The 21,090-nt window shown below is 49.5% G+C and carries 18 protein-coding genes and 2 tRNA genes; 4 read left to right on the plus strand and 16 right to left on the minus strand.

The features are described from left to right. Positions 1 to 20 precede the first annotated feature (20 nt). The 9 genes from nusA to rlmE form a co-directional block, all read right to left on the minus strand. Positions 21 to 1,508 (minus strand): transcription termination factor NusA, encoded by a 1,488-nt coding sequence (nusA, locus tag L4D79_RS22585; protein ID WP_428654638.1) that lies wholly within the window; start codon positions 1,506 to 1,508, stop codon positions 21 to 23. 22 nt (positions 1,509 to 1,530) lie between these two features. Then, on the minus strand, positions 1,531 to 1,986 hold the full coding sequence (rimP, locus tag L4D79_RS22590; RefSeq protein ID WP_255041950.1) for a ribosome maturation factor RimP: 456 nt from the start codon (positions 1,984 to 1,986) through the stop codon (positions 1,531 to 1,533). A 178-nt stretch (positions 1,987 to 2,164) separates the two neighbouring features. Beyond that, positions 2,165 to 2,241 (minus strand) — tRNA-Met (locus tag L4D79_RS22595). 57 nt (positions 2,242 to 2,298) lie between these two features. Then, positions 2,299 to 2,383 (minus strand) — tRNA-Leu (locus L4D79_RS22600). A gap of 12 nt (positions 2,384 to 2,395) precedes the next feature. Then, positions 2,396 to 2,728: a preprotein translocase subunit SecG gene (gene secG / locus L4D79_RS22605; protein WP_428654642.1), complete on the minus strand. Its 333-nt coding sequence runs from the start codon at positions 2,726 to 2,728 to the stop codon at positions 2,396 to 2,398. 197 nt (positions 2,729 to 2,925) lie between these two features. Next, positions 2,926 to 4,263, minus strand: coding sequence for a phosphoglucosamine mutase (glmM, locus tag L4D79_RS22610; RefSeq protein ID WP_428654644.1), 1,338 nt, complete (start codon positions 4,261 to 4,263; stop codon positions 2,926 to 2,928). 47 nt (positions 4,264 to 4,310) lie between these two features. Next, positions 4,311 to 5,150, minus strand: a complete 840-nt coding sequence (folP, locus tag L4D79_RS22615) for a dihydropteroate synthase (RefSeq protein WP_428654646.1) — start codon at positions 5,148 to 5,150, stop codon at positions 4,311 to 4,313. 80 nt (positions 5,151 to 5,230) lie between these two features. Further along, complete coding sequence (gene ftsH / locus L4D79_RS22620; RefSeq protein ID WP_428654648.1) at positions 5,231 to 7,225, minus strand: ATP-dependent zinc metalloprotease FtsH; 1,995 nt, start codon at positions 7,223 to 7,225, stop codon at positions 5,231 to 5,233. Between the two features lie 49 nt (positions 7,226 to 7,274). Further along, positions 7,275 to 7,904, minus strand: a complete 630-nt coding sequence (gene rlmE / locus L4D79_RS22625) for a 23S rRNA (uridine(2552)-2'-O)-methyltransferase RlmE (RefSeq protein WP_255041945.1) — start codon at positions 7,902 to 7,904, stop codon at positions 7,275 to 7,277. Between the two features lie 138 nt (positions 7,905 to 8,042). Between rlmE and yhbY the strand changes: the two genes are divergently transcribed. Beyond that, positions 8,043 to 8,339: a ribosome assembly RNA-binding protein YhbY gene (gene yhbY, locus L4D79_RS22630; protein ID WP_107300350.1), complete on the plus strand. Its 297-nt coding sequence runs from the start codon at positions 8,043 to 8,045 to the stop codon at positions 8,337 to 8,339. Between the two features lie 96 nt (positions 8,340 to 8,435). Here the strand turns inward: yhbY and greA are convergent, their stop codons facing one another. Next, entirely contained in the window at positions 8,436 to 8,909 is a 474-nt protein-coding gene (greA, locus tag L4D79_RS22635) for a transcription elongation factor GreA (RefSeq protein ID WP_255041943.1), read from the minus strand. 522 nt (positions 8,910 to 9,431) lie between these two features. Here greA and L4D79_RS22640 point away from each other — a divergent pair. Together L4D79_RS22640 and dacB are read left to right on the plus strand one after the other, a co-directional pair. Further along, on the plus strand, positions 9,432 to 10,451 hold the full coding sequence (locus L4D79_RS22640) for a porin (protein WP_428654651.1): 1,020 nt from the start codon (positions 9,432 to 9,434) through the stop codon (positions 10,449 to 10,451). Between the two features lie 251 nt (positions 10,452 to 10,702). After that, on the plus strand, positions 10,703 to 12,163 hold the full coding sequence (gene dacB / locus L4D79_RS22645) for a serine-type D-Ala-D-Ala carboxypeptidase (RefSeq protein WP_428654654.1): 1,461 nt from the start codon (positions 10,703 to 10,705) through the stop codon (positions 12,161 to 12,163). A gap of 91 nt (positions 12,164 to 12,254) precedes the next feature. Here dacB and L4D79_RS22650 read toward each other — a convergent pair whose 3' ends face one another. From L4D79_RS22650 to carA, 3 genes are all read right to left on the minus strand, one after another. Then, a complete protein-coding gene (locus L4D79_RS22650; RefSeq protein WP_428654656.1) occupies positions 12,255 to 13,109 on the minus strand; it encodes a magnesium transporter in 855 nt (284 codons plus the stop codon). A gap of 570 nt (positions 13,110 to 13,679) precedes the next feature. Then, on the minus strand, positions 13,680 to 16,904 hold the full coding sequence (carB, locus tag L4D79_RS22655; protein ID WP_428654658.1) for a carbamoyl-phosphate synthase large subunit: 3,225 nt from the start codon (positions 16,902 to 16,904) through the stop codon (positions 13,680 to 13,682). A gap of 16 nt (positions 16,905 to 16,920) precedes the next feature. After that, entirely contained in the window at positions 16,921 to 18,060 is a 1,140-nt protein-coding gene (gene carA / locus L4D79_RS22660) for a glutamine-hydrolyzing carbamoyl-phosphate synthase small subunit (protein WP_428654660.1), read from the minus strand. A gap of 115 nt (positions 18,061 to 18,175) precedes the next feature. Between carA and L4D79_RS22665 the strand changes: the two genes are divergently transcribed. After that, complete coding sequence (locus L4D79_RS22665) at positions 18,176 to 18,496, plus strand: hypothetical protein (protein WP_428654662.1); 321 nt, start codon at positions 18,176 to 18,178, stop codon at positions 18,494 to 18,496. 186 nt (positions 18,497 to 18,682) lie between these two features. On the opposite strand, the gene dapB is transcribed toward L4D79_RS22665, so the two are convergent. The 3 genes from dapB to fkpB all read right to left on the minus strand — a co-directional run bounded on the left by dapB (position 18,683) and on the right by fkpB (position 21,013). Then, entirely contained in the window at positions 18,683 to 19,492 is an 810-nt protein-coding gene (gene dapB, locus L4D79_RS22670) for a 4-hydroxy-tetrahydrodipicolinate reductase (protein WP_428654664.1), read from the minus strand. 132 nt (positions 19,493 to 19,624) lie between these two features. Continuing rightward, on the minus strand, positions 19,625 to 20,566 hold the full coding sequence (ispH, locus tag L4D79_RS22675; RefSeq protein ID WP_428654666.1) for a 4-hydroxy-3-methylbut-2-enyl diphosphate reductase: 942 nt from the start codon (positions 20,564 to 20,566) through the stop codon (positions 19,625 to 19,627). A gap of 12 nt (positions 20,567 to 20,578) precedes the next feature. Then, complete coding sequence (gene fkpB, locus L4D79_RS22680) at positions 20,579 to 21,013, minus strand: FKBP-type peptidyl-prolyl cis-trans isomerase (protein WP_428654668.1); 435 nt, start codon at positions 21,011 to 21,013, stop codon at positions 20,579 to 20,581. Positions 21,014 to 21,090: the final 77 nt, after the last annotated feature.

Here is a 21,090-nt window from a genome sequence, read left to right on the forward strand (position 1 = left end):
CTCCCTTGCGTATGAATTTTTTATGCTTCGTCACTGAACCAGCAAATGTTACGAGCAGCCATAATCAGCTCGCCCGCTCTTGCTTCATCGACACCTTCGATATCAGTGAGATCATCAGTAGCCTGATCAGCAAGATCTTCTAGCGTTGCAACGCCTTTCGCGGCCAGCTTAAACGCAAGCTCACGCTCCAAGCCTTCCAGACCCAATAGATCCTCAGCAGGCTCAACACCTTCGAAAGATTCTTCCTGAGCAAGGGCAAGCGTGGTTAGCGCTTCTTTCGCGCGGTTACGCAGCTCTTCAACAGTGTCTTCATCCAGACCATCTACACCCATCAGCTCGGCTACCGGTACGTAGGCGATTTCTTCAAGCGTAGTGAAGCCTTCTTCAACCAATACAGTGGCGAAGTCTGCATCAATATCAAGGTGCTTAGTGAACACTTCGATAGACTCTTGGGCTTCTTCTTGGTGTTTCTTCTGAAGATCTTCAACTGTCATCACGTTCAGTTCCCAGCCAGTCAGCTGAGACGCCAAGCGAACGTTCTGACCACTACGGCCGATTGCCTGAGCAAGGTTATCCTTCTCAACAGCAATATCCATAGTGTGGTTGTCTTCATCAACGATGATAGAGCTTACTTCTGCTGGCGCCATCGCATTGATCACGTACTGGGCGGCGTTCTCGTCCCACAGTACGATATCGATACGCTCGCCACCTAGCTCGCCAGAGACAGCCTGTACACGTGCACCACGCATACCCACACATGCACCCACAGGGTCGATGCGCTTGTCGTTAGTCTTCACAGCGATCTTGGCACGAGAACCAGGATCACGAGCCGCACCCATCAGTTCAATCATCTCTTCGCCGATTTCCGGCACTTCGATGCGGAATAGCTCAGATAGCATTTCAGGCTTAGAGCGAGTCATGAACAATTGGAAACCGCGTGCTTCAGGACGTACTGCGTACAGAAGTCCACGAACACGGTCACCTGGACGGAAGTTTTCACGTGGCAACTGGTCATCACGCTGGATAACAGCTTCTGCATTATTACCAAGGTCAATGATAACAGCATCACGGTTAACTTTCTTTACTACACCGGTGATTAGCTCACCTTCGTTGTCAATAAACTGTTCAACGATTTGTGCACGTTCAGCTTCACGTACTTTCTGTACGATAACCTGCTTGGCAGTTTGTGTCGTAATTCGGTCGAAAGTTACCGATTCGATTTCGTCTTCAACGAAGTCGTCAAGCTCGATCGTTTCATCATCAAACTTGGCAGCTTCCAAAGTGATTTCCAGCGTTGGCTGAGTCACTTCTTCAACCGCTTTCCAGCGACGGAAGGTTTCGAATTCACCAGTCTTACGGTCGATAGCTACGCGAACATCGATTTCCGCTTCGTGTTTTTTCTTCGTTGCTGTTGCCAGTGCGATCTCTAGTGCTTCAAAGATACGCTCACGAGGTACAGCTTTTTCGTTGGATACCGCTTCAACGACAGCCAAGATTTCTTTGTTCATTTCTAATGCCCCAATTTAGCGGTTAGAATTTTGGAACCAGGTTGGCCTTGGAAATATTGCTCAGTGCAAATGTTTCTTCATTGCCATCAACATTTAATGTGACAAGCTCACCTTCAACGGCAACGATATCACCTTTCCACTTACGACGGTTGCCCATCGCCATTTTCAACACCAAGTTGACCTCGTGGCCAATAAACTGTTGGTAATGTGCGGCTTTAAAAAGCGGCCTTTCTAGACCCGGGGAAGAGACCTCCAGGTGATAGGCTACAGTGATTGGATCTTCAACATCCATCACCGCGCTTACCTGGCGGCTTACTTCGGCACAATCATCAACGTTGATACCGTTTTCATGATCGATGAATACTCGCAGTGTTGAGTGTTCACCTGCACGGATAAATTCCAGACCGACAAGTTCATAGCCTGTCGCCGTTACCGGCGCATCAAGCAGTTCGGTCAATTGCATCTCTAAAGCTGTCAAGACAACCCCCCGGAAACAAAAAAAGGGCTATAAAGCCCAGTAGATACCTGAATGGTCATGTTTCAGATAATAAAAAACCCCGAATTACGGGGTTTTTTATCACTGGACCCTGATTATCACAGCGGGTCGCTGTGATAGAAAAAACAACCTTACTAATAATAGCTGTTTTTTCGGAAAGTGGTTGCGGGGGCCGGATTTGAACCGACGACCTTCGGGTTATGAGCCCGACGAGCTACCAGGCTGCTCCACCCCGCGTCCGTAATCTGACAGCGATTATATCGCTCAGACATCACTCTTTCAAGTGACAAATAATGGTGCCGAGAAGGGGACTTGAACCCCTACACCTTGCGGCACTAGCACCTCATGCTAGCGTGTCTACCAATTTCACCATCTCGGCTAAATTCTTTATTTACTCAGGAATGTCACTGTTAACGGGTGCATTCTGAGTTGGCTCAACAACTTGCTCAGTCGCCGGAGCGCTTAAGTCTTCCCAACCACTGGTTTCGTGCGCCTGTTTGGTGCTCATGTTGCCAAGCACTAGGCTGATGACGAAAAAAATTGTCGCAAAAACTGCGGTCATTCGGGTCAAAAAGTTTCCAGAGCCGCTCGCGCCAAACAGGGTTCCTGATGCGCCAGCCCCAAATGAAGCTCCCATATCTGCGCCTTTACCTTGTTGAACCAAAACTAGGCCAATAACACCAAGCGCAGCCAACAGATAAATCACAAGTAGAATTTCGTACATGGGTTCCACCTATGGTTAAATTGTTGTGCCGGCTTTGCTTCAGCAGTGCCAGCGCACCCCTTCCATTAGGAGCGGAATGAATACTAGCGAAAGCGCTCTTCACTGACAAGTAAAATCTCCACGAAAACTCTGTTTCTTGAATCACTTGTCGAAGATTTAGACAAAACCGACATCAGTTAGTTGAATTTAGGACAAAATCAGCAGTTTTCTTTCACTGCGTCAGCAATCAGCAAGGCTGATTCTTTGACCAGTGCTGCATCTTCCCCTTCCACCATTACACGGATCAAAGGTTCAGTACCTGATTTACGTAACAAAACGCGTCCCTTATCACCGAGTTTAGCTTCAACGGCTGCGGTTGCAGCGAGAACTGCGTCAGATTCCAACGGATTAGAATCACCTTCAAACCGAACGTTCTCCAATACCTGAGGATACATAGTCATACCATCCGCCAGCTCTTTCAGGGTCATCTTGCTGCCGACGATCGATGCCATCACCTGCAGGCCAGCGACAATACCGTCACCTGTCGTCACCTTATCCAACAGGATAACATGGCCCGAGTTTTCGGCGCCGATCAACCAACCGTGGCTCTTCAACTCTTCCATCACATAGCGGTCACCCACTTTTGCACGGACAAACGGGATCCCCAGGTTCTTCAGGGCATTCTCCATGCCAAGGTTTGTCATCAGCGTGCCGACGACACCGCCTTTGAGCTCACCGCGGCGCAGTGCATCGCGGGCAATGATATAGGCAATCTGATCACCATCGACTTTGTTGCCTTCCTCATCGACCATGATCACGCGGTCGCCATCACCGTCCAACGCAATACCAAAGTTTGCTTTCTCTTCCAACACCTTCGCCTGCAAGGCCGCAACGTCGGTGGCGCCGACTTTGTCATTGATGTTGGTGCCGTTCGGCTCACAGCCAATGGTGATCACTTCTGCACCCAGCTCTTTGAATACGCTTGGGGCAATGTGATACGTCGCACCGTGGGCACAGTCCACGACAATTTTATAACCGGACAAATCATACTTGCTCGGAAAGGTGCCTTTACAAAACTCAATATAACGGCCAGCAGCGTCGTTGATTCGGTACGCCTTACCCAACATTGCGGACTCTACGCAAGTCAGTGGCTTATCCATTTCAGCTTCAATCGCCAATTCAACTTCATCCGGCAGTTTTGTACCTTCAGACGAGAAAAATTTGATGCCATTATCGTAATACGGGTTATGTGATGCTGAGATCACGATGCCCGCTTCCGCACGGAATGTACGCGTTAGGTAAGCAACGGCCGGGGTTGGCATAGGGCCGGTAAAGGCCGCCTGCAAACCGGCTGCTGCCAAGCCTGCTTCCAATGCCGATTCCAGCATGTAACCAGAGATGCGGGTATCTTTACCGATAATTACTTTCTTGGTGCCCTGCTGGGACAACACCCGTCCAGCAGCCCACCCTAGTTTCAATACAAAATCCGGTGTAATCGGGGCCTTGCCCACCAAACCACGTATCCCGTCGGTACCAAAATACTTACGCTCAGCCATTATCTGCTCCTAGCAATTGATCTATTTTCTACCCTGCCCACAGGCATTCATTCGCCCCGTAACTGGGACAATGTCATTTCACACACTTTCAAGACATCAACGGTCTCTTTCGCATCATGGACCCTAATGATCTGGGCCCCTTTCATTGCGGCGATAGTGGCGCAGGCAAGGCTACCAGCCAAACACTCGGCCGGTTGTTTATTTAATAATTTAAATACCATCGACTTTCTCGACATCCCCACCAACAACGGGAGGCCAAAGCGATGGAACTCATCGAGGTGAGCAAGCAACTGGTAATTATGCTCCAGGGTTTTGCCAAACCCATACCCGGGATCCAGCAGCAATTGCTCGCGGGGGATCCCGACCTGCTCACAGGCATGAATACGCTCAGCCAAAAAATCACCGACATCGGCGATAACATCTTGGTATATGGGCTGATGCTGCATTGTACGCGGTTGACCCTGCATATGCATAACACAAATGGGGACACCTGCCTTGGCAGCCGCCTCAAGTGCCCCTTGCTCCTGCAGGGCACGGACATCATTGATCAAATCGGCGCCTGCCGTCACTGCTTCACTCATCACCAGTGCCTTGCTGGTGTCAATCGAAATCCAGCAATCAAAGCGCTGGCGTAGGGCCTCAATCACCGGCACGACCCGTTCAAGCTCATGCTCAGTGGATACTGCGTCGGCCCCAGGACGGGTTGACTCACCGCCAATATCCAGAATCGATGTTCCCGCGGCCAGCATCTCCTCGGCATGGCGCAAGGCCGCATCCATCCGGTTAAAGCGCCCGCCATCAGAAAATGAGTCTGGGGTGACATTCAAAATCCCCATGGTGTGGGGACGGGAAAGATCTAACGTTTTGGTTTTGCTCTTGAGGATCACGTTTACCGCTCCTGGGTATTCGGTGTTCTATATGCAAAAAACCCCGAACTAAGTCGGGGTTTTTGATTAGCTATCAACGATTAGGCTTGTGGCTTATCGTCTTCCTTGTTCTGCACTGACGGAGTCTCAGGTGCTTGCTCAGGTTGCGTTTCGGCTTTTGGTTCAGCCGCCGCTTCCTCTTTCTCAGCACGCTCCTGTCCATCGTCATGCTTCTCATCAGTAGCAGCGTCAGCTTTCATGGTGTCGTCTTCGTTACCCCAGCCTTTTGGTGCTCGGATAACTGACTTACGTTCCATCAGGTCATCAATTTGACCAGCATCGATCGTTTCGTACTTCATTAACGCATCTTTCATTGCGTGCATGATATCCATGTTTTGCTCTAGGATTTCACGCGCTCGCTCGTAGTTGCGGTCAATAAGCGTACGAACTTCATTATCGATAAGCTTCGCCGTATCGTCTGACATGTGCTTGCTCTGCGTGACTGAACGACCAAGGAAAACCTCGCCTTCATCTTCAGCGTAAAGCAATGGACCAAGCTTGTCAGAGAAGCCCCACTGAGTCACCATCTTACGGGCGATATCTGTCGCACGCTCGATATCATTCGAGGCACCAGTCGATACTTTGTCAACACCGTAAATCAGCTCTTCAGCCAATCGGCCACCGTAAAGGCTTGAAATCATCGACTCCAAGAACTCACGGGAGTGGCTGACACGATCCTGCTCAGGCAGATACATGGTGACACCCAGTGCGCGGCCACGAGGAATGATAGAGACCTTGTAAACCGGGTCATGATCCGGCACCAAGCGACCAATAATCGCGTGGCCTGCCTCGTGGTATGCAGTGGATTCTTTCTGATCGTTCGTCATCACCATTGACTTGCGCTCTGCGCCCATCATGATTTTGTCTTTCGCCAGTTCGAATTCCACCATAGACACGGTGCGCTTGTTGCCACGGGCAGCAAACAATGCCGCTTCATTGACCAAGTTCGCCAAGTCAGCACCCGAGAAACCCGGTGTACCACGAGCGATTAGCTCAGGCTTCACATCACCGTCTAGCGGTACTTTACGCATGTGAACTTTCAGGATTTGCTCACGGCCACGTACATCTGGCAGGCCAACCACAACCTGGCGGTCGAAACGACCAGGACGCAATAGCGCAGGGTCCAGTACGTCAGGACGGTTAGTTGCGGCGATAACGATGATACCTTCGTTACCTTCGAAACCATCCATTTCAACCAGCATCTGGTTCAGGGTTTGCTCACGTTCATCGTGACCACCACCAACACCAGCGCCACGCTGACGGCCTACCGCATCAATCTCATCGATAAAGATGATACAAGGCGCGGCTTTTTTCGCTTGCTCGAACATGTCACGGACACGGGATGCACCCACACCAACAAACATTTCAACGAAATCAGAACCTGAAATAGTAAAGAATGGGACTTTCGCTTCACCGGCAATGGCTTTCGCCAACAGGGTTTTACCTGTACCAGGAGGACCAACCATCAGGACACCTGTTGGGATCTTACCACCCAGTTTCTGGAAGCGGCTTGGATCGCGCAGGTAATCCACCAACTCTTTCACGTCTTCTTTGGCTTCATCACAACCCGCTACGTCAGCGAAGGTTGTTTTGATCTGGTCTTCACTCATCATGCGAGCCTTAGACTTGCCGAACGACATGGCGCCTTTACCACCGCCGCCCTGCATTTGGCGCATGAAGAAGATCCAGACACCGATGAGCAAGAGCATCGGGAACCAGGATATAAAGATTGAGGCCAGTAGGCTTGGCTCCTCAGGCGGAGTCCCCATGACCTTTACGTTAGCGTTAATAAGATCGTCTAACAGCTTTTGGTCGTTAACGACAGGTAGATAAGTGACGTATCGCGTGTTATCACGTTTGAATACGGTAATTTCACGATCATTGAATCGCACTTCCCTTATCTGATCCTGACCGATTTCACGGACAAAGGTTGTATAGTCGACTTGACGGCCAGCACTATCACCGGGACCGAAACTCTGAAAAACAGACATCAGAACCACAGCGATGACCAACCACAAAATCAAGTTTTTTGCCATGTCACTCAAGGTGTTAACCTCGCGATAACTAATAGATGAATTTAGGGTACTACAGTTTGTAACCTGTAGCTACAATATATACCTCACGAGAGCGATCTCGTGACGAATCTGGCTTACGAATTTTGACAGCCTTGAACATACTACGCACTTCTGCCAGATATTGGTCAAAGCCTTCACCTTGGAAAACTTTTACCGCAAAGCTGCCATCAGGCGCAAGTACTTGTCTACACATATCTAATGCTAGTTCAACAAGATACATAGCTCTAGGCTGATCTGAAGCCAAGTTGCCACTCATGTTCGGTGCCATGTCAGATAACACGACATCAACCATGTCCGGCTTGATACGCTCAAGTAGCGCATCCAAGACTGCCTCCTCTCGAAAATCCCCCTGCAGAAAACTCACACCAGGCAGCGAGTCCATTGACAAGATGTCACAGGCAATCACCTGTCCCTCATCACCAACAACCTCTGCTGCATACTGCGACCACCCGCCAGGAGCCGCCCCCAAATCAACCACGGTCATGCCGGGCTTCAGAAGCTTATCTTTGTTTTGAATTTCTTCGATTTTAAAAATCGCGCGAGAGCGGTAGCCCTTTTTTTGAGCTTCTAGAACATATTTGTCATCAAAATGTTCCTTCAGCCATCGGCCAGAACTGCCCGAATGTTTTTTCTTACTCATGATTTACCTAATGAGTTTGGGTACTTATCAAGTATACTCAGCAACACCACAAATGGCGTATACTAAACAAATTAGTCATCTAGACTATATGGCGTTAGAATACGCGGTTTTCAACCCTAATTTAATAATAGAGCCGACATGAATCTAAGCACCAAGCAGAAGCAATACCTTAAAGGTCTTGCCCACAACCTAAAGCCTGTTGTCCTAATGGGCGCAAATGGCCTGACTGAAGCCGTGATTGCCGAGATTGAACTGGCACTTAACCACCACGAGCTAATCAAGGTTAAAGTGGCTGCTGAAGAGCGCGAAACCAAGGTGTTGATCGTTGACGCAATTGTTCGCGAAACCAAGGCAGAAAAAGTCCAGGTGATCGGTAAGACACTGGTACTGTACCGCCAGAGCGAAGAGCGTAAGATCGAGCTTCCGCGCAAATAAAAAAGGCCGCCGCTGCGGCCTTTTTTATGCCTGTATCATGGCACGGAATGCCATGATCCATCCTTTACTGATACATTTAATAACAATTTAGTGGAATTAAATGTAAGCGACTTCCGAAATTTCAAACTCACGCGCACCGCCCGGTGTGGTGATCGTCACTTCATCGTCCTGCATCTTACCGATAAGGCCACGGGCAATCGGCGAATTCACCGAAATACGACCGGCTTTGATATCCGCTTCATCATCACCCACGATCTGGTAAGTCACTTCTTCTTCGGTATCCACATCGATCAGGCTGACTGTAGTCCCGAATATCACTTTACCGGTGTTCTGTATCTTGGTGACATCAATCACCTGCGATACAGACAGCTTGTACTCGATATCACGGATCTGTGCTTCACAGATACCCTGCTCTTCGCGGGCAGCGTGATATTCGGCATTCTCTTTCAAGTCACCCAACTCACGTGCTTCACCAATGGCCTGTGAAATGATCGGGCGACGCTTCATTAGTACTTCCAGTTCTTCGCGTAGCAGCTTCTCGCCGCGTACCGTCATTGGAATCTTATCCATAACTCTTATTACCTCAACGCCCGTATAGCCACAGCTATTAGGCAAAACAAAGCCAGTCCGACAGATTCGTCGAACGAAGCGATTACTAATGGGAACACTTCATTCTAAACAAAGATGCCCAAGAGATCATCCTGTTCATTGAGTGGCATACATTACATGACAGGCGCTACCCCAGCCGCCATAAATCATAAAAACTTCACAATCTATACGCCTAACGCATAGTGATTAATATTTATGCGCTAGGGATCACAAATTCACGCATTTAAACAATTTTCCCCACCTAAAAAGGCAAACGATAAAGCCTAAAAATAGCTAAAAAGCGCCTTTAATATCGAACTTTTTTGATCGCAGCTAACCACCTGATATATGGAAAGTTCAGTAACATCAAAGGCATTAAAATCATTGAAATAAAGTATTTTTCAGTTTTTTTTACTAACAGATCAGGCCAGAGACCAGTAAAAAGAACAGCATGCATTTAGCACAGATATGCATACAACAAAATAATTCCAAAAGGATTCGACAATGAACAAGAAACTGATTGCTCTAGCAGTAGCAGCAGCATCAATCTCTTCTGTAGCAACAGCAGCAGAAGTTTACTCTGACGAAACTTCAAGCCTAGCAGTAGGTGGTCGTCTTGAAGCACGTGCTCTAATGTCTGAAGACAACGCTGGTGACAACCAGGTTTCAGACCGCTCACGTGTTCGTATGAACATCGCTGGTAAGACAGACATCACTGATACTGTATACGGTATCGGTTTCTACGAAGGCGAGTACACAAGTTCTGGTACTTCTGCTGACAGCGGCAACGTAAACAACCGTCACATCAATGCTGGTATCGGCGGCGACTTCGGTAAAGTTGTTTACGGTAAGACTGACGGCTCTCTAGGCATGATCACTGACTTCACTGATATCATGTCTTACCACGGTAACGAAGCGGGTGGTAAAATTGCTGCTGCTGACCGTACGTCTAACAACCTTGCATACGTTGGTTCTTTTGACATCATGGGTGACAACCTGACTGTTAAAGCTAACTACGCATTCGAAGGCGCTAAAGACACAGACTCTAGCGACAAGACTACTGCATACGGCGACGGCTACTCTGTTGGCGCAATGTACGTTATGGACATGGGCCTAGGTTTCGGTGCGGGTTACGGTGAGCAAGACGTAAACACTTTCGATGGCAAAATCGTCGATGAAACTCAGAAGAACGCATTCGGTGCTATCTCGTACACTTACGGCGACTTCTACGTTTCAGGTCTATACCAAGACTCTCGCAACACTGTTGCTGACAAAGTACAGGGTTACGAATTTGCTGCCGCTTACACATACGGCAAGACTGTATTCGTAGCGACTTACAACTACCTTGAAGACAAGACTGACAACGTAGACGTTGCAGACTCAATCGCTGTTGACGCAACTCACTACTTCAACAAGAACTTCCGCACTTACGCGTCTTACAAGTTCAACAACCTAGACTCTAAAGATGTTGGTAAAGCAGACGCATCTAACGAGTTCGTTCTAGGTGCACGTTACGACTTCTAATCCCATTTGGGTATAGAGCGTTAACACAGCCTTTTCTAAACACCGGCCTTTGGCCGGTGTTTTTTTATACATCAAATCCAGCAAATAACCCCCTTGCAACTTCCGCCTTTAATAAGCTTTCCTATCTCTGACTTTTTATCTGCCCCATATTGTTTATCATGGTCACTCTGATATTCAAATCTTCATATTCAAAATCTAATGTTCAAAAAATTATCATTACGAATCTTATCGCTCAGAAAATAAGGCCCACCATGCAACTGCCATTTCGTCTTTTGCTTATTACCGTAAGCTTATCGCTGTTTCCCCACGTCGCTGCGGCCAGTACGGAGAATGCCGTACAGCCACCAACAACAGCTGCGGCTTATCACCCAGATTTTCGCTCGCTGCCCGACGGCCATGACACAGCCCTGCTCGTTGCAGAAGCCAATAGCGGCAAGGTGGTTTACGCGCAACGTGAAAGCCAGTACCAACCGCCTGCGAGTACCCAGAAAATGGTCACCGCACTGGCTGCCCAGCTATACCTTGGCAAGGACTTCCGCTTTACCACCCAGCTAGAGCAGCATGGGGATGATATCGTCCTGCGTTTCAGTGGTGACCCCTCTTTTTCACGAAAGCAGCTCACAGAGATGCTGGGCAAGCTCAAGCGGCATTCCGGTGCGACGATTCAAGGCAACCTACTACTGAATGGCAGCCAGTTCAGTGGCTATGAGCAGGCACCAGGCTGGCCGTGGGATATTCTGGGGGTTTGCTATAGTGCGCCGTCAAGTAGCCTAAGCCTTGAACACAACTGCGTACAAGGGGCGCTATACAGCAATCGCCAAGTCGGTGAAAAAACCAGAGTCAATATTCCCAGCCACCAGCCACTGACTGTCACAACCAGTGCGCGGGTGACAACCAAGGAAAAGCAGAAAGCAAGTCACTGTGATCTTGAGCTGATCGATAAAGGAAGTAACCACTATCACCTAAGTGGTTGTCTTGTTAAGCGCGACAAACCGCTACCGCTCAATTTTGCCGTACAGGACACCGAGGCCTACATCAGCCAAGTGCTAAAGGCAGAATTAAAACGACTCGGTATCAAGCTAAAAGGACAAATAAAACGAGATGACAAGGCCACAGACACTAAGGGCAAGGTCATTGCGACTCATCGTTCAGCACCGCTAAATGAATTACTCGACCATATGGTCAAAGATTCCGACAACCTGTATGCCGATAATATTGCCAAAACCCTAGGCGCCAAATATTTCAGCCAGCCGGGCAGTTTTGCCAACGGCAGCAAAGCGATCAAAGCCATCCTCAAGGACAAAGCCAATATCGACCTAGAGCGGGCAATAATGGTCGATGGTTCTGGCCTGTCGCGCAACAACCGCATGACTGCAAGCCAAATGATGGAAGTGATCACTTACATTTACCGGCATGACGACGAGCTAGATCTACTGGCAACCCTGCCAGTCAGCGGCCAGAGCGGTACCCTACGCTACCGCCAGAGTATCCGCCAACAACCACTGAAAGGTAAAATCCGCGCCAAAAGCGGTTCACTATATGGCACCTATAACCTAGCAGGGGTGATCCAAACACAATCCGGCAAGACACTGCTGTTTGTCCAGATGGTGAGTAACTACTTCCCGGCAGAGCGAGATGAAAGTCTCCCCGCCATCGCTCCGCCCATTGAGACCTTCGAGCGCACTCTGTACCAAGGGTTATACAAGCAGTAATAGGGCGTGTTGAACTGACAATGCAGAAACAAAAAAGCGAGTGGCTCATCACCACTCGCTCTTTTATGAGTCGATACTGAATGCTACTGGACTAGGACAGTGCTAGGAATGCATTGACCGTCTTGAAGTAGATAATCATACCGGTAATATCGACAACCGATGCCAATACCGGGCTAACCAGTACTGCAGGGTCAAGCTTCGCTGCACGGGCAATCATCGGCAGCACGCCACCCACTGTTGTCGATAACACAACCTGCAGCGAGATCGCGACCCCGATAGCCATCGAGATATCCATCAGCTCCATACCGATAGGCAACGACGAGCCATCACTGAACATCATCACGCGCCCCATAATAACCGCAGCCAGTACACCGGCGATCATCAGTGCGACACGGAACTCCTTCCACAGCACCTTGGCCCAATCCCGGCACCGTATCTCTTCCATTGCCAGGGCTCGCACCACCAGGGTTGCCGCCTGAGAGCCGGTATTACCACCTGCAGCCGCAATGACTGGCATGTATACAGCCAGCAATACCAACTGGCTGAGGGTATCTTCGTAGTGAGAGATAATCAGGCCAGAGACAATACCCAGCAAAGCTAGGCCAACAATCCAGCCAATACGCTCACGGACATGGCTGAATACGCTGTTTTGCAGATAGTGGCCCGCAGGCTCCGCTTCAGAGCAAATTAAACCCAGGCCGTTAGCCAGATGACGCATGCAGACTTCCTCGTCCATATCATCAAGCAGATCCAACAAGATCTGTACATGGCGAAGAGGGATCTCATGCAAAATAGCAATCGCTTCTGAAATAGGCATCTTAACCAGCAATTTGGCCTGCTCGTCGATGTCATATTTCAAAAACGCGTTGCGTACGGCCAGAACATCGTTCTCAGCCAAGTTTTCGTTTAACAGTGCAGCATCAGCTGCATAGTTCATTACCGCCATGGCGAATCTCCCGATTAGCTAACAGTAACGACCACCAGAATTCGCCATAACACGGCAGGAATGTGCTAGTCCCTATCTGCAGTGACATATTAGTCGATTAGCAGACAGCAAAAAGCCTGTCATTCACCACACATTGGCGAGATTCTATATTGAGATAATGGCTGGGAAAACCGAGGAAAAGTATGTTTGAAAAGGGTCATCAAAAGATGAGAAATAACAGACTATTCCGAACCTGAGGTTAGTTCGGAATCATAGGAGACCGACACCGTTAACAGGTTTGATTTTCCACCTTCATACTCGGGGGATGGTCGGTATCGTTCATCTAAGTCTCCAAAAAAATAAGTATCGCTTATGCGACGCGGCTAATTGTACGCGCTTCAGTTGAGTGTTGCAAAAGGATTTTCAACCACAAATGACACAAAGTATTAATGGCGTCACAGTTATTCAATACCATGACATTAAGGTGAATTCTGCTCGTCCAAAAAACCCGCTACAGGCCCTTTTCGGCATAAAAAAACGGCCTGCTCATGCAGGCCGTTTTATACTATTTTTCGCTAGCGGAAATAGTGATTATGCGTCTTTGATACGCGCGTGTAGCTCTTGCACTGAAGTCACCTTGTTACGGTCATCGGCAGTCCAAGCCATACACGTTGCAAAGGCGGCATTCAGCGTCGTGGTGTAGTTCACCTTCTCTGCCAACGCGCCGCGACGTAGGACTTTCGAGTCTTCAATCGCCTGGCGGCCTTCCGCGGTATTCACAATGTACGAGTACTCGTTGTTCTTGATACGGTCAAGAATGTGAGGACGACCTTCGTGTACCTTGTTCACCAAACGAGGGTTGATACCCGCTTCACCTAGCACGACTGCAGTACCGTGCGTTGCATCCAGCTCGTAACCTTGTTTAACCAGCTTTGAAGCAAGGTCAACCACACGCTGCTTGTCATTACCGCGAACAGACAGCAGTGCACGACCTTTCGCTTGCTTCTCTTTGCCACAACCCAGTTCCGCTTTGGCAAACGCTTCTGCAAACGTGTCACCTACACCCATCACCTCACCGGTAGAGCGCATCTCTGGGCCCAATAGTGGGTCAACACCCGGGAACTTGTTGAACGGCAGTACCACTTCTTTTACAGAGTAGTACGGCGGGATGATCTCTTTGGTAAAGCCCTGCGACTCTAGAGACTGACCAGCCATTACACGAGCAGCGATTTTCGCCAGCGGTGCGCCTGTTGCCTTCGATACGAATGGTACCGTACGAGCAGCACGCGGGTTAACTTCAATCAGGTAGACTTCGTTGTCTTTCACCGCGAACTGGGTGTTCATCAGGCCACGTACGCCCAATTCGAACGCTAGCTTCTCAACTTGCTGGCGCATCACATCTTGGATGTCCTGGCTCAGGGTATAAGCTGGCAACGAACATGCCGAGTCACCCGAGTGAACACCTGCTTGTTCGATGTGCTCCATGATACCGCCGATAACCACACGCTCGCCGTCGCAGATAGCATCAACGTCAACTTCGATTGCATCATCCAGGAAGCGGTCTAGCAGAACCGGAGATTCGTTAGATACGCTGACCGCTTCATTGAAGTAACGGCGTAGGTCTTGCTCATCGTATACGATTTCCATCGCACGACCACCCAGTACATATGACGGGCGAACAACCAGAGGGAAACCAATTTCTTTTGATTTCTCAACAGCCTGCTCCATTGTCGTAACGGTTGCATTTTCTGGCTGTAGCAGGCCAAGACGCTCAACAGCAGCCTGGAAACGCTCGCGGTCTTCTGCACGGTCAATCGCATCCGGGCTGGTACCGATGATTGGTACACCTGCCGCTTCCAGCGCACGAGCCAGTTTCAGTGGCGTTTGACCACCGTACTGAACGATAACGCCTTTTGGCTTCTCGACACGGACGATAGCCAGTACATCTTCCAGCGTTACCGGTTCGAAATACAGACGGTCAGACGTGTCGTAGTCAGTCGAAACAGTCTCTGGGTTACAGTTAACCATGATGGTTTCGTAACCGTCTTCACGCAGTGCTAGTGAAGCGTGAACACAACAGTAATCGAACTCGATACCCTGACCGATACGGTTCGGGCCACCGCCCAATACCATGATTTTGTCTTTGTCTGTCGGCTGTGACTCACACTCTTCATCGTAAGATGAATACATGTATGCTGTATCTGAAGAGAATTCAGCGGCACAAGTATCTACACGCTTATAGACAGGGTGGATGTCGAACTGGTCACGCAGTTTGCGGATTTCAGATTCAGCCACACCCAGTAGCTTCGCCAGACGGGCATCGGCAAAACCTTTGCGCTTAAGCTTGCGTAATACCGTTGCGTTCAGGCCAGCAAAACCGCCTTCTTTAACCGCTTGCTCTTCTTTTACAATATCTTCGATTTGTACCAGGAACCAACGGTCAACATTGGTCAGGTTGAATACGCCATCCACTGACATGCCAGCACGGAATGCATCGGCGATGTACCAAATACGCTCAGAGCCCGCATCTTTTAGTTCATGACGAATGGTAGTTAGTGCATCTGGTGCGTCTAAATCAACCATTTCATCAAAGCCGTTTGCACCGACTTCTAGGCCTCGTAGGGCTTTTTGCATTGATTCCTGCTGGTTACGGCCAATCGCCATCACCTCACCGACTGACTTCATCTGCGTGGTCAGACGGTCGTTAGCACCAGCAAATTTTTCGAAGTTGAAACGAGGGATCTTAGTCACAACGTAGTCAATGGTAGGCTCGAACGAAGCAGGTGTTGCGCCACCTGTAATATCGTTCATCAGCTCGTCGAGGGTAAAGCCGATAGCCAGTTTCGCTGCCACTTTGGCAATCGGGAAACCTGTCGCCTTCGATGCCAGTGCAGAGGAGCGAGATACACGCGGGTTCATCTCGATGATAACCATACGGCCATCTTTCGGGTTGATACCAAACTGTACGTTCGAACCGCCTGTCTCAACACCGATTTCGCGCAATACCGCTAGCGATGCATTACGCATTAGCTGATATTCTTTGTCTGTCAGTGTTTGCGCTGGGGCAACGGTGATGGAGTCACCGGTGTGGATCCCCATCGCATCGAAGTTTTCAATCGTACAAACAATGATACAGTTATCATTCTTGTCACGAACAACTTCTGTCTCGTACTCTTTCCAACCGATCAGTGATTCATCGATAAGCAGTTCGTTTGTCGGTGACAAATCCAAGCCACGACGACAAATGTCTTCAAACTCTTCTTTGTTATAGGCAATACCACCACCGGTACCACCCATGGTGAACGATGGGCGGATGATACAAGGGAAGCCAACCATATCGAGAACCTTGTAAGCTTCTTCCATGGTTTTCGCGGTATCAGCACGCGGACACTCAAGACCAATTGACTTCATCGCTTTATCGAAGCGAGAACGGTCTTCGGCTTTATCAATCGCATCAGCCGTGGCACCAATCATTTCCACGCCGAACTCTTCCAGTACGCCGTGCTTCTCAAGATCAAGCGCACAGTTCAGTGCAGTCTGGCCACCCATGGTTGGAAGAACGGCATCCGGACGCTCTTTTTCGATGATCTTGCGTACGACTTCCCAGTGGATAGGCTCGATGTAGGTAGCATCGGCCATGTCTGGGTCAGTCATGATGGTTGCTGGGTTCGAGTTAACTAGGATAACTCGGTAGCCTTCTTCACGCAGGGCTTTACACGCCTGAGCGCCTGAGTAGTCGAACTCACACGCCTGACCGATAACGATCGGGCCAGCACCTAGGATTAGAACACTTTGAATATCTGTACGTTTTGGCATTGCTTACTACTCCGGCTTAGGCGCTGTGCTGCTTAATTAGGTCAATGAAGTGATCAAATAATGGCGCTGCATCGTGCGGGCCAGGGCTTGCTTCAGGGTGACCCTGGAAGCTAAATGCTGGCTTGTCAGTACGATGGATACCCTGTAGCGAGCCATCGAACAGTGACTTGTGGGTCGCACGCAGGTTTTCAGGCAGCGTTGCTTCATCAGCGGCAAAGCCGTGGTTCTGAGAGGTGATCATGACAACGTCGCGGTCAAGATCTTTAACCGGGTGGTTGGCACCGTGGTGACCAAATTTCATTTTCACCGTTTGAGCACCAGAAGCCAGAGCGAGGATCTGGTGGCCTAGACAGATACCGAAAACCGGTAGACCTTTTTCTAGGAACACTTTGGTGGCTTCAATCGCATAGGTACATGGTTCTGGGTCACCAGGGCCGTTTGATAGGAATACGCCATCTGGGTTCAGGGCCAATACTTCTTCTGCAGAGGTTTGTGCAGGAACCACGGTCAAACGACAGCCACGGTCAACCAGCATACGTAGGATATTGCGCTTGGCGCCGAAATCGTACGCCACAACGTGGTATGGCAGCTCGCTGTCATCTTTGGCTTCAGGTAGGCCGCCTTCCAGCGTCCAAGACCCCTGCTTCCATTGGTATGCTTCAGAGGTTGTTACCTCTTTAGCCAAGTCCATGCCTTTCAGGCCAGGAAACTCTTTCGCTTTTGCCAGTGCCAGCGCTTCGTCCAGGTTGTTACCTGCAACGATACAGCCGTTTTGTGCGCCTTTCTCGCGAAGTAGGCGAGTTAGCTTACGGGTATCGATATCGGCGATGCCAACAATATTCTGGGATTTCAGGTAATCAGAAAGGGACTGTTGATTACGGAAGTTTGAAGCGATTAGAGGGAGGTCACGAATTACCAGGCCTTGGGCGTGGATTGAAGAGGATTCTTCGTCTTCGGAATTGGTTCCGGTATTACCAATATGGGGATAAGTAAGAGTAACAATCTGCTGAGAATAAGAAGGGTCGGTGAGAATTTCCTGATACCCCGTCATCGAGGTGTTAAAAACAACTTCACCAACGGCGGAACCATCTGCCCCAATGGACACGCCGCGGAACACTGTCCCATCTTCCAGGACTAACAGCGCTGATTTGCTCAAGACAACCTCCAAAAAAAATAAAAATGCAGTTAAAACAGATAAAGTTGCAATTACCCATTCCATACAAAGTCAAAACCCGAGTCAAGCCGAATTTTGACAAATTGCGCGCATTCTAGTGACGGCAGCGGAATCTGTCAACAGATCACGAAAAATAAAATTATTTTTCAGCCACCCCACCCTGAAAATTAATAGAGATGGGCAAAACAACAAGAAAACCCCACCTTTAAACGGTCTTTTTTTCATCACTGATTTGGTTTATCGTTTGCCTAGATCGCGCAAAAATAAAAAACAAAAAAAGCAGCATCATTTTGCTATAAAAGCCACACTTTACATCCCTTTTTACGCACAAAATGCAGCCACAGCAACAAACAAGACAAAACAACAACCAAACTCAAGAAAACAGCGTCTATCTTCCAACCCCCACACAAGACGCTAAACAGACGGAAAGAAAGTGGCTGAATATGCACTCACCAAGCATAACGGCGATGCCAGCAGGCTGGTAAAATACCCCTAGGGAATGGCTTGCACCATTCATTGACTGCCACAGTTGCTGTCATTGATCGCCGCCACGCCCGTTATAGGATAAAAAAAACCGGCCAATGGCCGGTTTATTCAGGATAACTTATAGCTCATCGAGCCCCAGTACATCGTGCATGGTATAGAAACCAGCCGGTTTGTTGTGGAGCCAGGCGGCAGCACGGACGGCACCATTGGCAAACGTCATTCGGTCAGTCGCCTTGTGGGTGATTTCTACCCGTTCACCAATATCAGCAAACATCGCGGTATGCTCGCCGACAATATCGCCAGCACGGATAGTGGCAAAACCAATTTCATCACGGCTACGCTCGCCGGTGATCCCTTCACGGGCGTACACTGCGACATCGCTCAACTTGTTACCCATTGCGCCAGCGATCGCCTCGCCCATACCGATCGCCGTACCAGACGGAGCATCGACTTTGTGGCGATGGTGGGCTTCGATCACTTCAATATCGCAGTAATCCCCCATCACCTTGGCCGCTTTCTCCAACAGCTTAAATACCAAGTTGACACCAACGCTATAATTTGGCGCCATCACCACGGATACGGACTGGGCGGCTTTATCTATCTGGGCACGCTCTTCATCACTGAACCCAGTGGTACCAATCACGATTTTCTTGCCGTGCTGCTGGCAGAAAGCCAAATTCGCCAGTGTCGCTACCGGTGCAGTGAAGTCGATAAGTACGTCAAAGTCGTCTGCGGCCTTGACCAAGTCCTCAACAATAATGACCGACACCGCACCGATACCTGCCAACTCACCGGCATCAGCACCAATCAATGTCGATTCGGGACGCTCTGTCGCTGCACCCAATACCGCCTTCTCGGACAAATGTGTCGCTTTCAGTAACTGACGGCCCATACGTCCTGCCGCGCCAGCAATCGCAATTCTCACCATTGCGTTTCATCTCCCTGGTTCTGTTTGGTATTACTCTATGGCTCCCAATGTAGCCTGTTGAGAACGATAAAAAAAGCCCCAGCAATAGCTGGGGCTGATAAATCCAAAAAGCAAACCATCGACGGTTTGTGTTTAGACGTTCTTAACCTGCAATTCGCGCGGCACTTCGAAAAACATATTCTCTTCACGGCCAGTCAATTCGTCTACGCTAGCATCGGTCAGTGACTGGATCCGGGAGATGATCTGGTTAACCAACTCTTCCGGTGCCGATGCCCCCGCTGTAATACCAATTTTCGCTTTGCCATCAAACCAAGCCTGATCGATATCTTCAGGGCAATCAGTCAGGAAACCCGGCGTACCCAGTTTCTCGGCAAGCTCACGCAGGCGATTGGAGTTCGACGAGTTCTTCGAGCCAACCACGATCATCACATCGACATCCGTTGCCATCTCACGTACCGCATCTTGTCGGTTTTGGGTCGCGTAACAGATATCATCCTTACGCGGCCCCTGGATCTCAGGGAACACTTCACGCAGCTTGGTGATCACATCAGCCGTCTCATCAACCGACAAGGTCGTCTGGCTCACGTAATGCAAGTTGCTTGGATCTTTCACGCTCAGCGTTTCGACATCTTCCGGCTTCTCGACCAGATACATGCCACCAGTCTCACTGGCATACTGCCCCATGGTGCCTTCCACTTCTGGGTGGCCGGCATGGCCAATCAGTACCACTTCCATACTGCGACGGCTGGCACGGGCGACTTCCATATGTACCTTGGTCACCAACGGACAGGTTGCATCGAACACGGTCAGCTGACGTGCCTTCGCTTCGTTGCGCACTGCCTGCGATACTCCGTGGGCAGAGAAAATCACAATATTGTCGTCCGGTACTTCATGCAACTCTTCGACAAAAATGGCACCGCGCTGCTTAAGTCCTTCAACCACAAAACGGTTATGAACGACTTCATGGCGAACATAAATTGGCGGCTGGTACATATCCAGCGCACGCTCAACAATACTGATAGCTCGGTCAACACCGGCACAAAAACCCCGAGGGTTCGCGAGTAAGATTTTCATTGCTAACGACTCTTAGTTTTCAATGGCAACGACTTCCACTTCGAAAGTCACACGCTGCCCTGCTAGCGGGTGGTTGAAGTCAACGGTCACAGAGTCACCGAGAACTTCCGTAATGATGCCCGGGATATCGCTGCCGTCGGGTCCGGCAAAGGCGATAATGTTGCCGACTTCGGCTGGGGCATCAGTACCAAACTTGGTACGATCAACATGGTGGATATTATCAGGATTGGGCAAGCCAAACGCATCTTCAGGCTCGAGAGCGAAACTGCTTTTCTGTCCCATCGCCAATCCCAGCAGACATTTCTCGAAATTATCGGTCAGGCTGCCATCCCCCATGGTAAATTTTGCCGGTTTGCCCATCGACTGGGTTGAGTCCGCCACAGAGCCATCTTCTAGCTTAATGGCAAAATGCATGAGAACTTCACTGCTTTCCGTAATAACCGACATGTAGGATCCCTTCTTGAATATTTTATCCGCCCATTTAACAACAAAGCGCCGCCCGTATCAACGGGCGACGCTTAGGG

It is taken from the genome of Photobacterium satsumensis, from assembly GCF_050336935.1.
In the GTDB taxonomy this organism is placed as follows: Bacteria; Pseudomonadota; Gammaproteobacteria; order Enterobacterales; family Vibrionaceae; genus Photobacterium; species Photobacterium satsumensis.

Excerpts from the sequence above, each read along its gene's own strand:
- nusA (WP_428654638.1), bottom strand. The coding sequence starts at position 1,508 with ATGAACAAAGAAATCTTGGCTGTCGTTGAAGCGGTATCCAACGAAAAA.
- secG (WP_428654642.1), bottom strand. The coding sequence starts at position 2,728 with ATGTACGAAATTCTACTTGTGATTTATCTGTTGGCTGCGCTTGGTGTT.
- glmM (WP_428654644.1), bottom strand. The coding sequence starts at position 4,263 with ATGGCTGAGCGTAAGTATTTTGGTACCGACGGGATACGTGGTTTGGTG.
- ftsH (WP_428654648.1), bottom strand. The coding sequence starts at position 7,225 with ATGGCAAAAAACTTGATTTTGTGGTTGGTCATCGCTGTGGTTCTGATG.
- rlmE (WP_255041945.1), bottom strand. The coding sequence starts at position 7,904 with ATGAGTAAGAAAAAACATTCGGGCAGTTCTGGCCGATGGCTGAAGGAA.
- yhbY (WP_107300350.1), top strand. The coding sequence starts at position 8,043 with ATGAATCTAAGCACCAAGCAGAAGCAATACCTTAAAGGTCTTGCCCAC.
- greA (WP_255041943.1), bottom strand. The coding sequence starts at position 8,909 with ATGGATAAGATTCCAATGACGGTACGCGGCGAGAAGCTGCTACGCGAA.
- L4D79_RS22640 (WP_428654651.1), top strand. The coding sequence starts at position 9,432 with ATGAACAAGAAACTGATTGCTCTAGCAGTAGCAGCAGCATCAATCTCT.
- dacB (WP_428654654.1), top strand. The coding sequence starts at position 10,703 with ATGCAACTGCCATTTCGTCTTTTGCTTATTACCGTAAGCTTATCGCTG.
- L4D79_RS22650 (WP_428654656.1), bottom strand. The coding sequence starts at position 13,109 with ATGGCGGTAATGAACTATGCAGCTGATGCTGCACTGTTAAACGAAAAC.
- carB (WP_428654658.1), bottom strand. The coding sequence starts at position 16,904 with ATGCCAAAACGTACAGATATTCAAAGTGTTCTAATCCTAGGTGCTGGC.
- dapB (WP_428654664.1), bottom strand. The coding sequence starts at position 19,492 with ATGGTGAGAATTGCGATTGCTGGCGCGGCAGGACGTATGGGCCGTCAG.
- ispH (WP_428654666.1), bottom strand. The coding sequence starts at position 20,566 with ATGAAAATCTTACTCGCGAACCCTCGGGGTTTTTGTGCCGGTGTTGAC.
- fkpB (WP_428654668.1), bottom strand. The coding sequence starts at position 21,013 with ATGTCGGTTATTACGGAAAGCAGTGAAGTTCTCATGCATTTTGCCATT.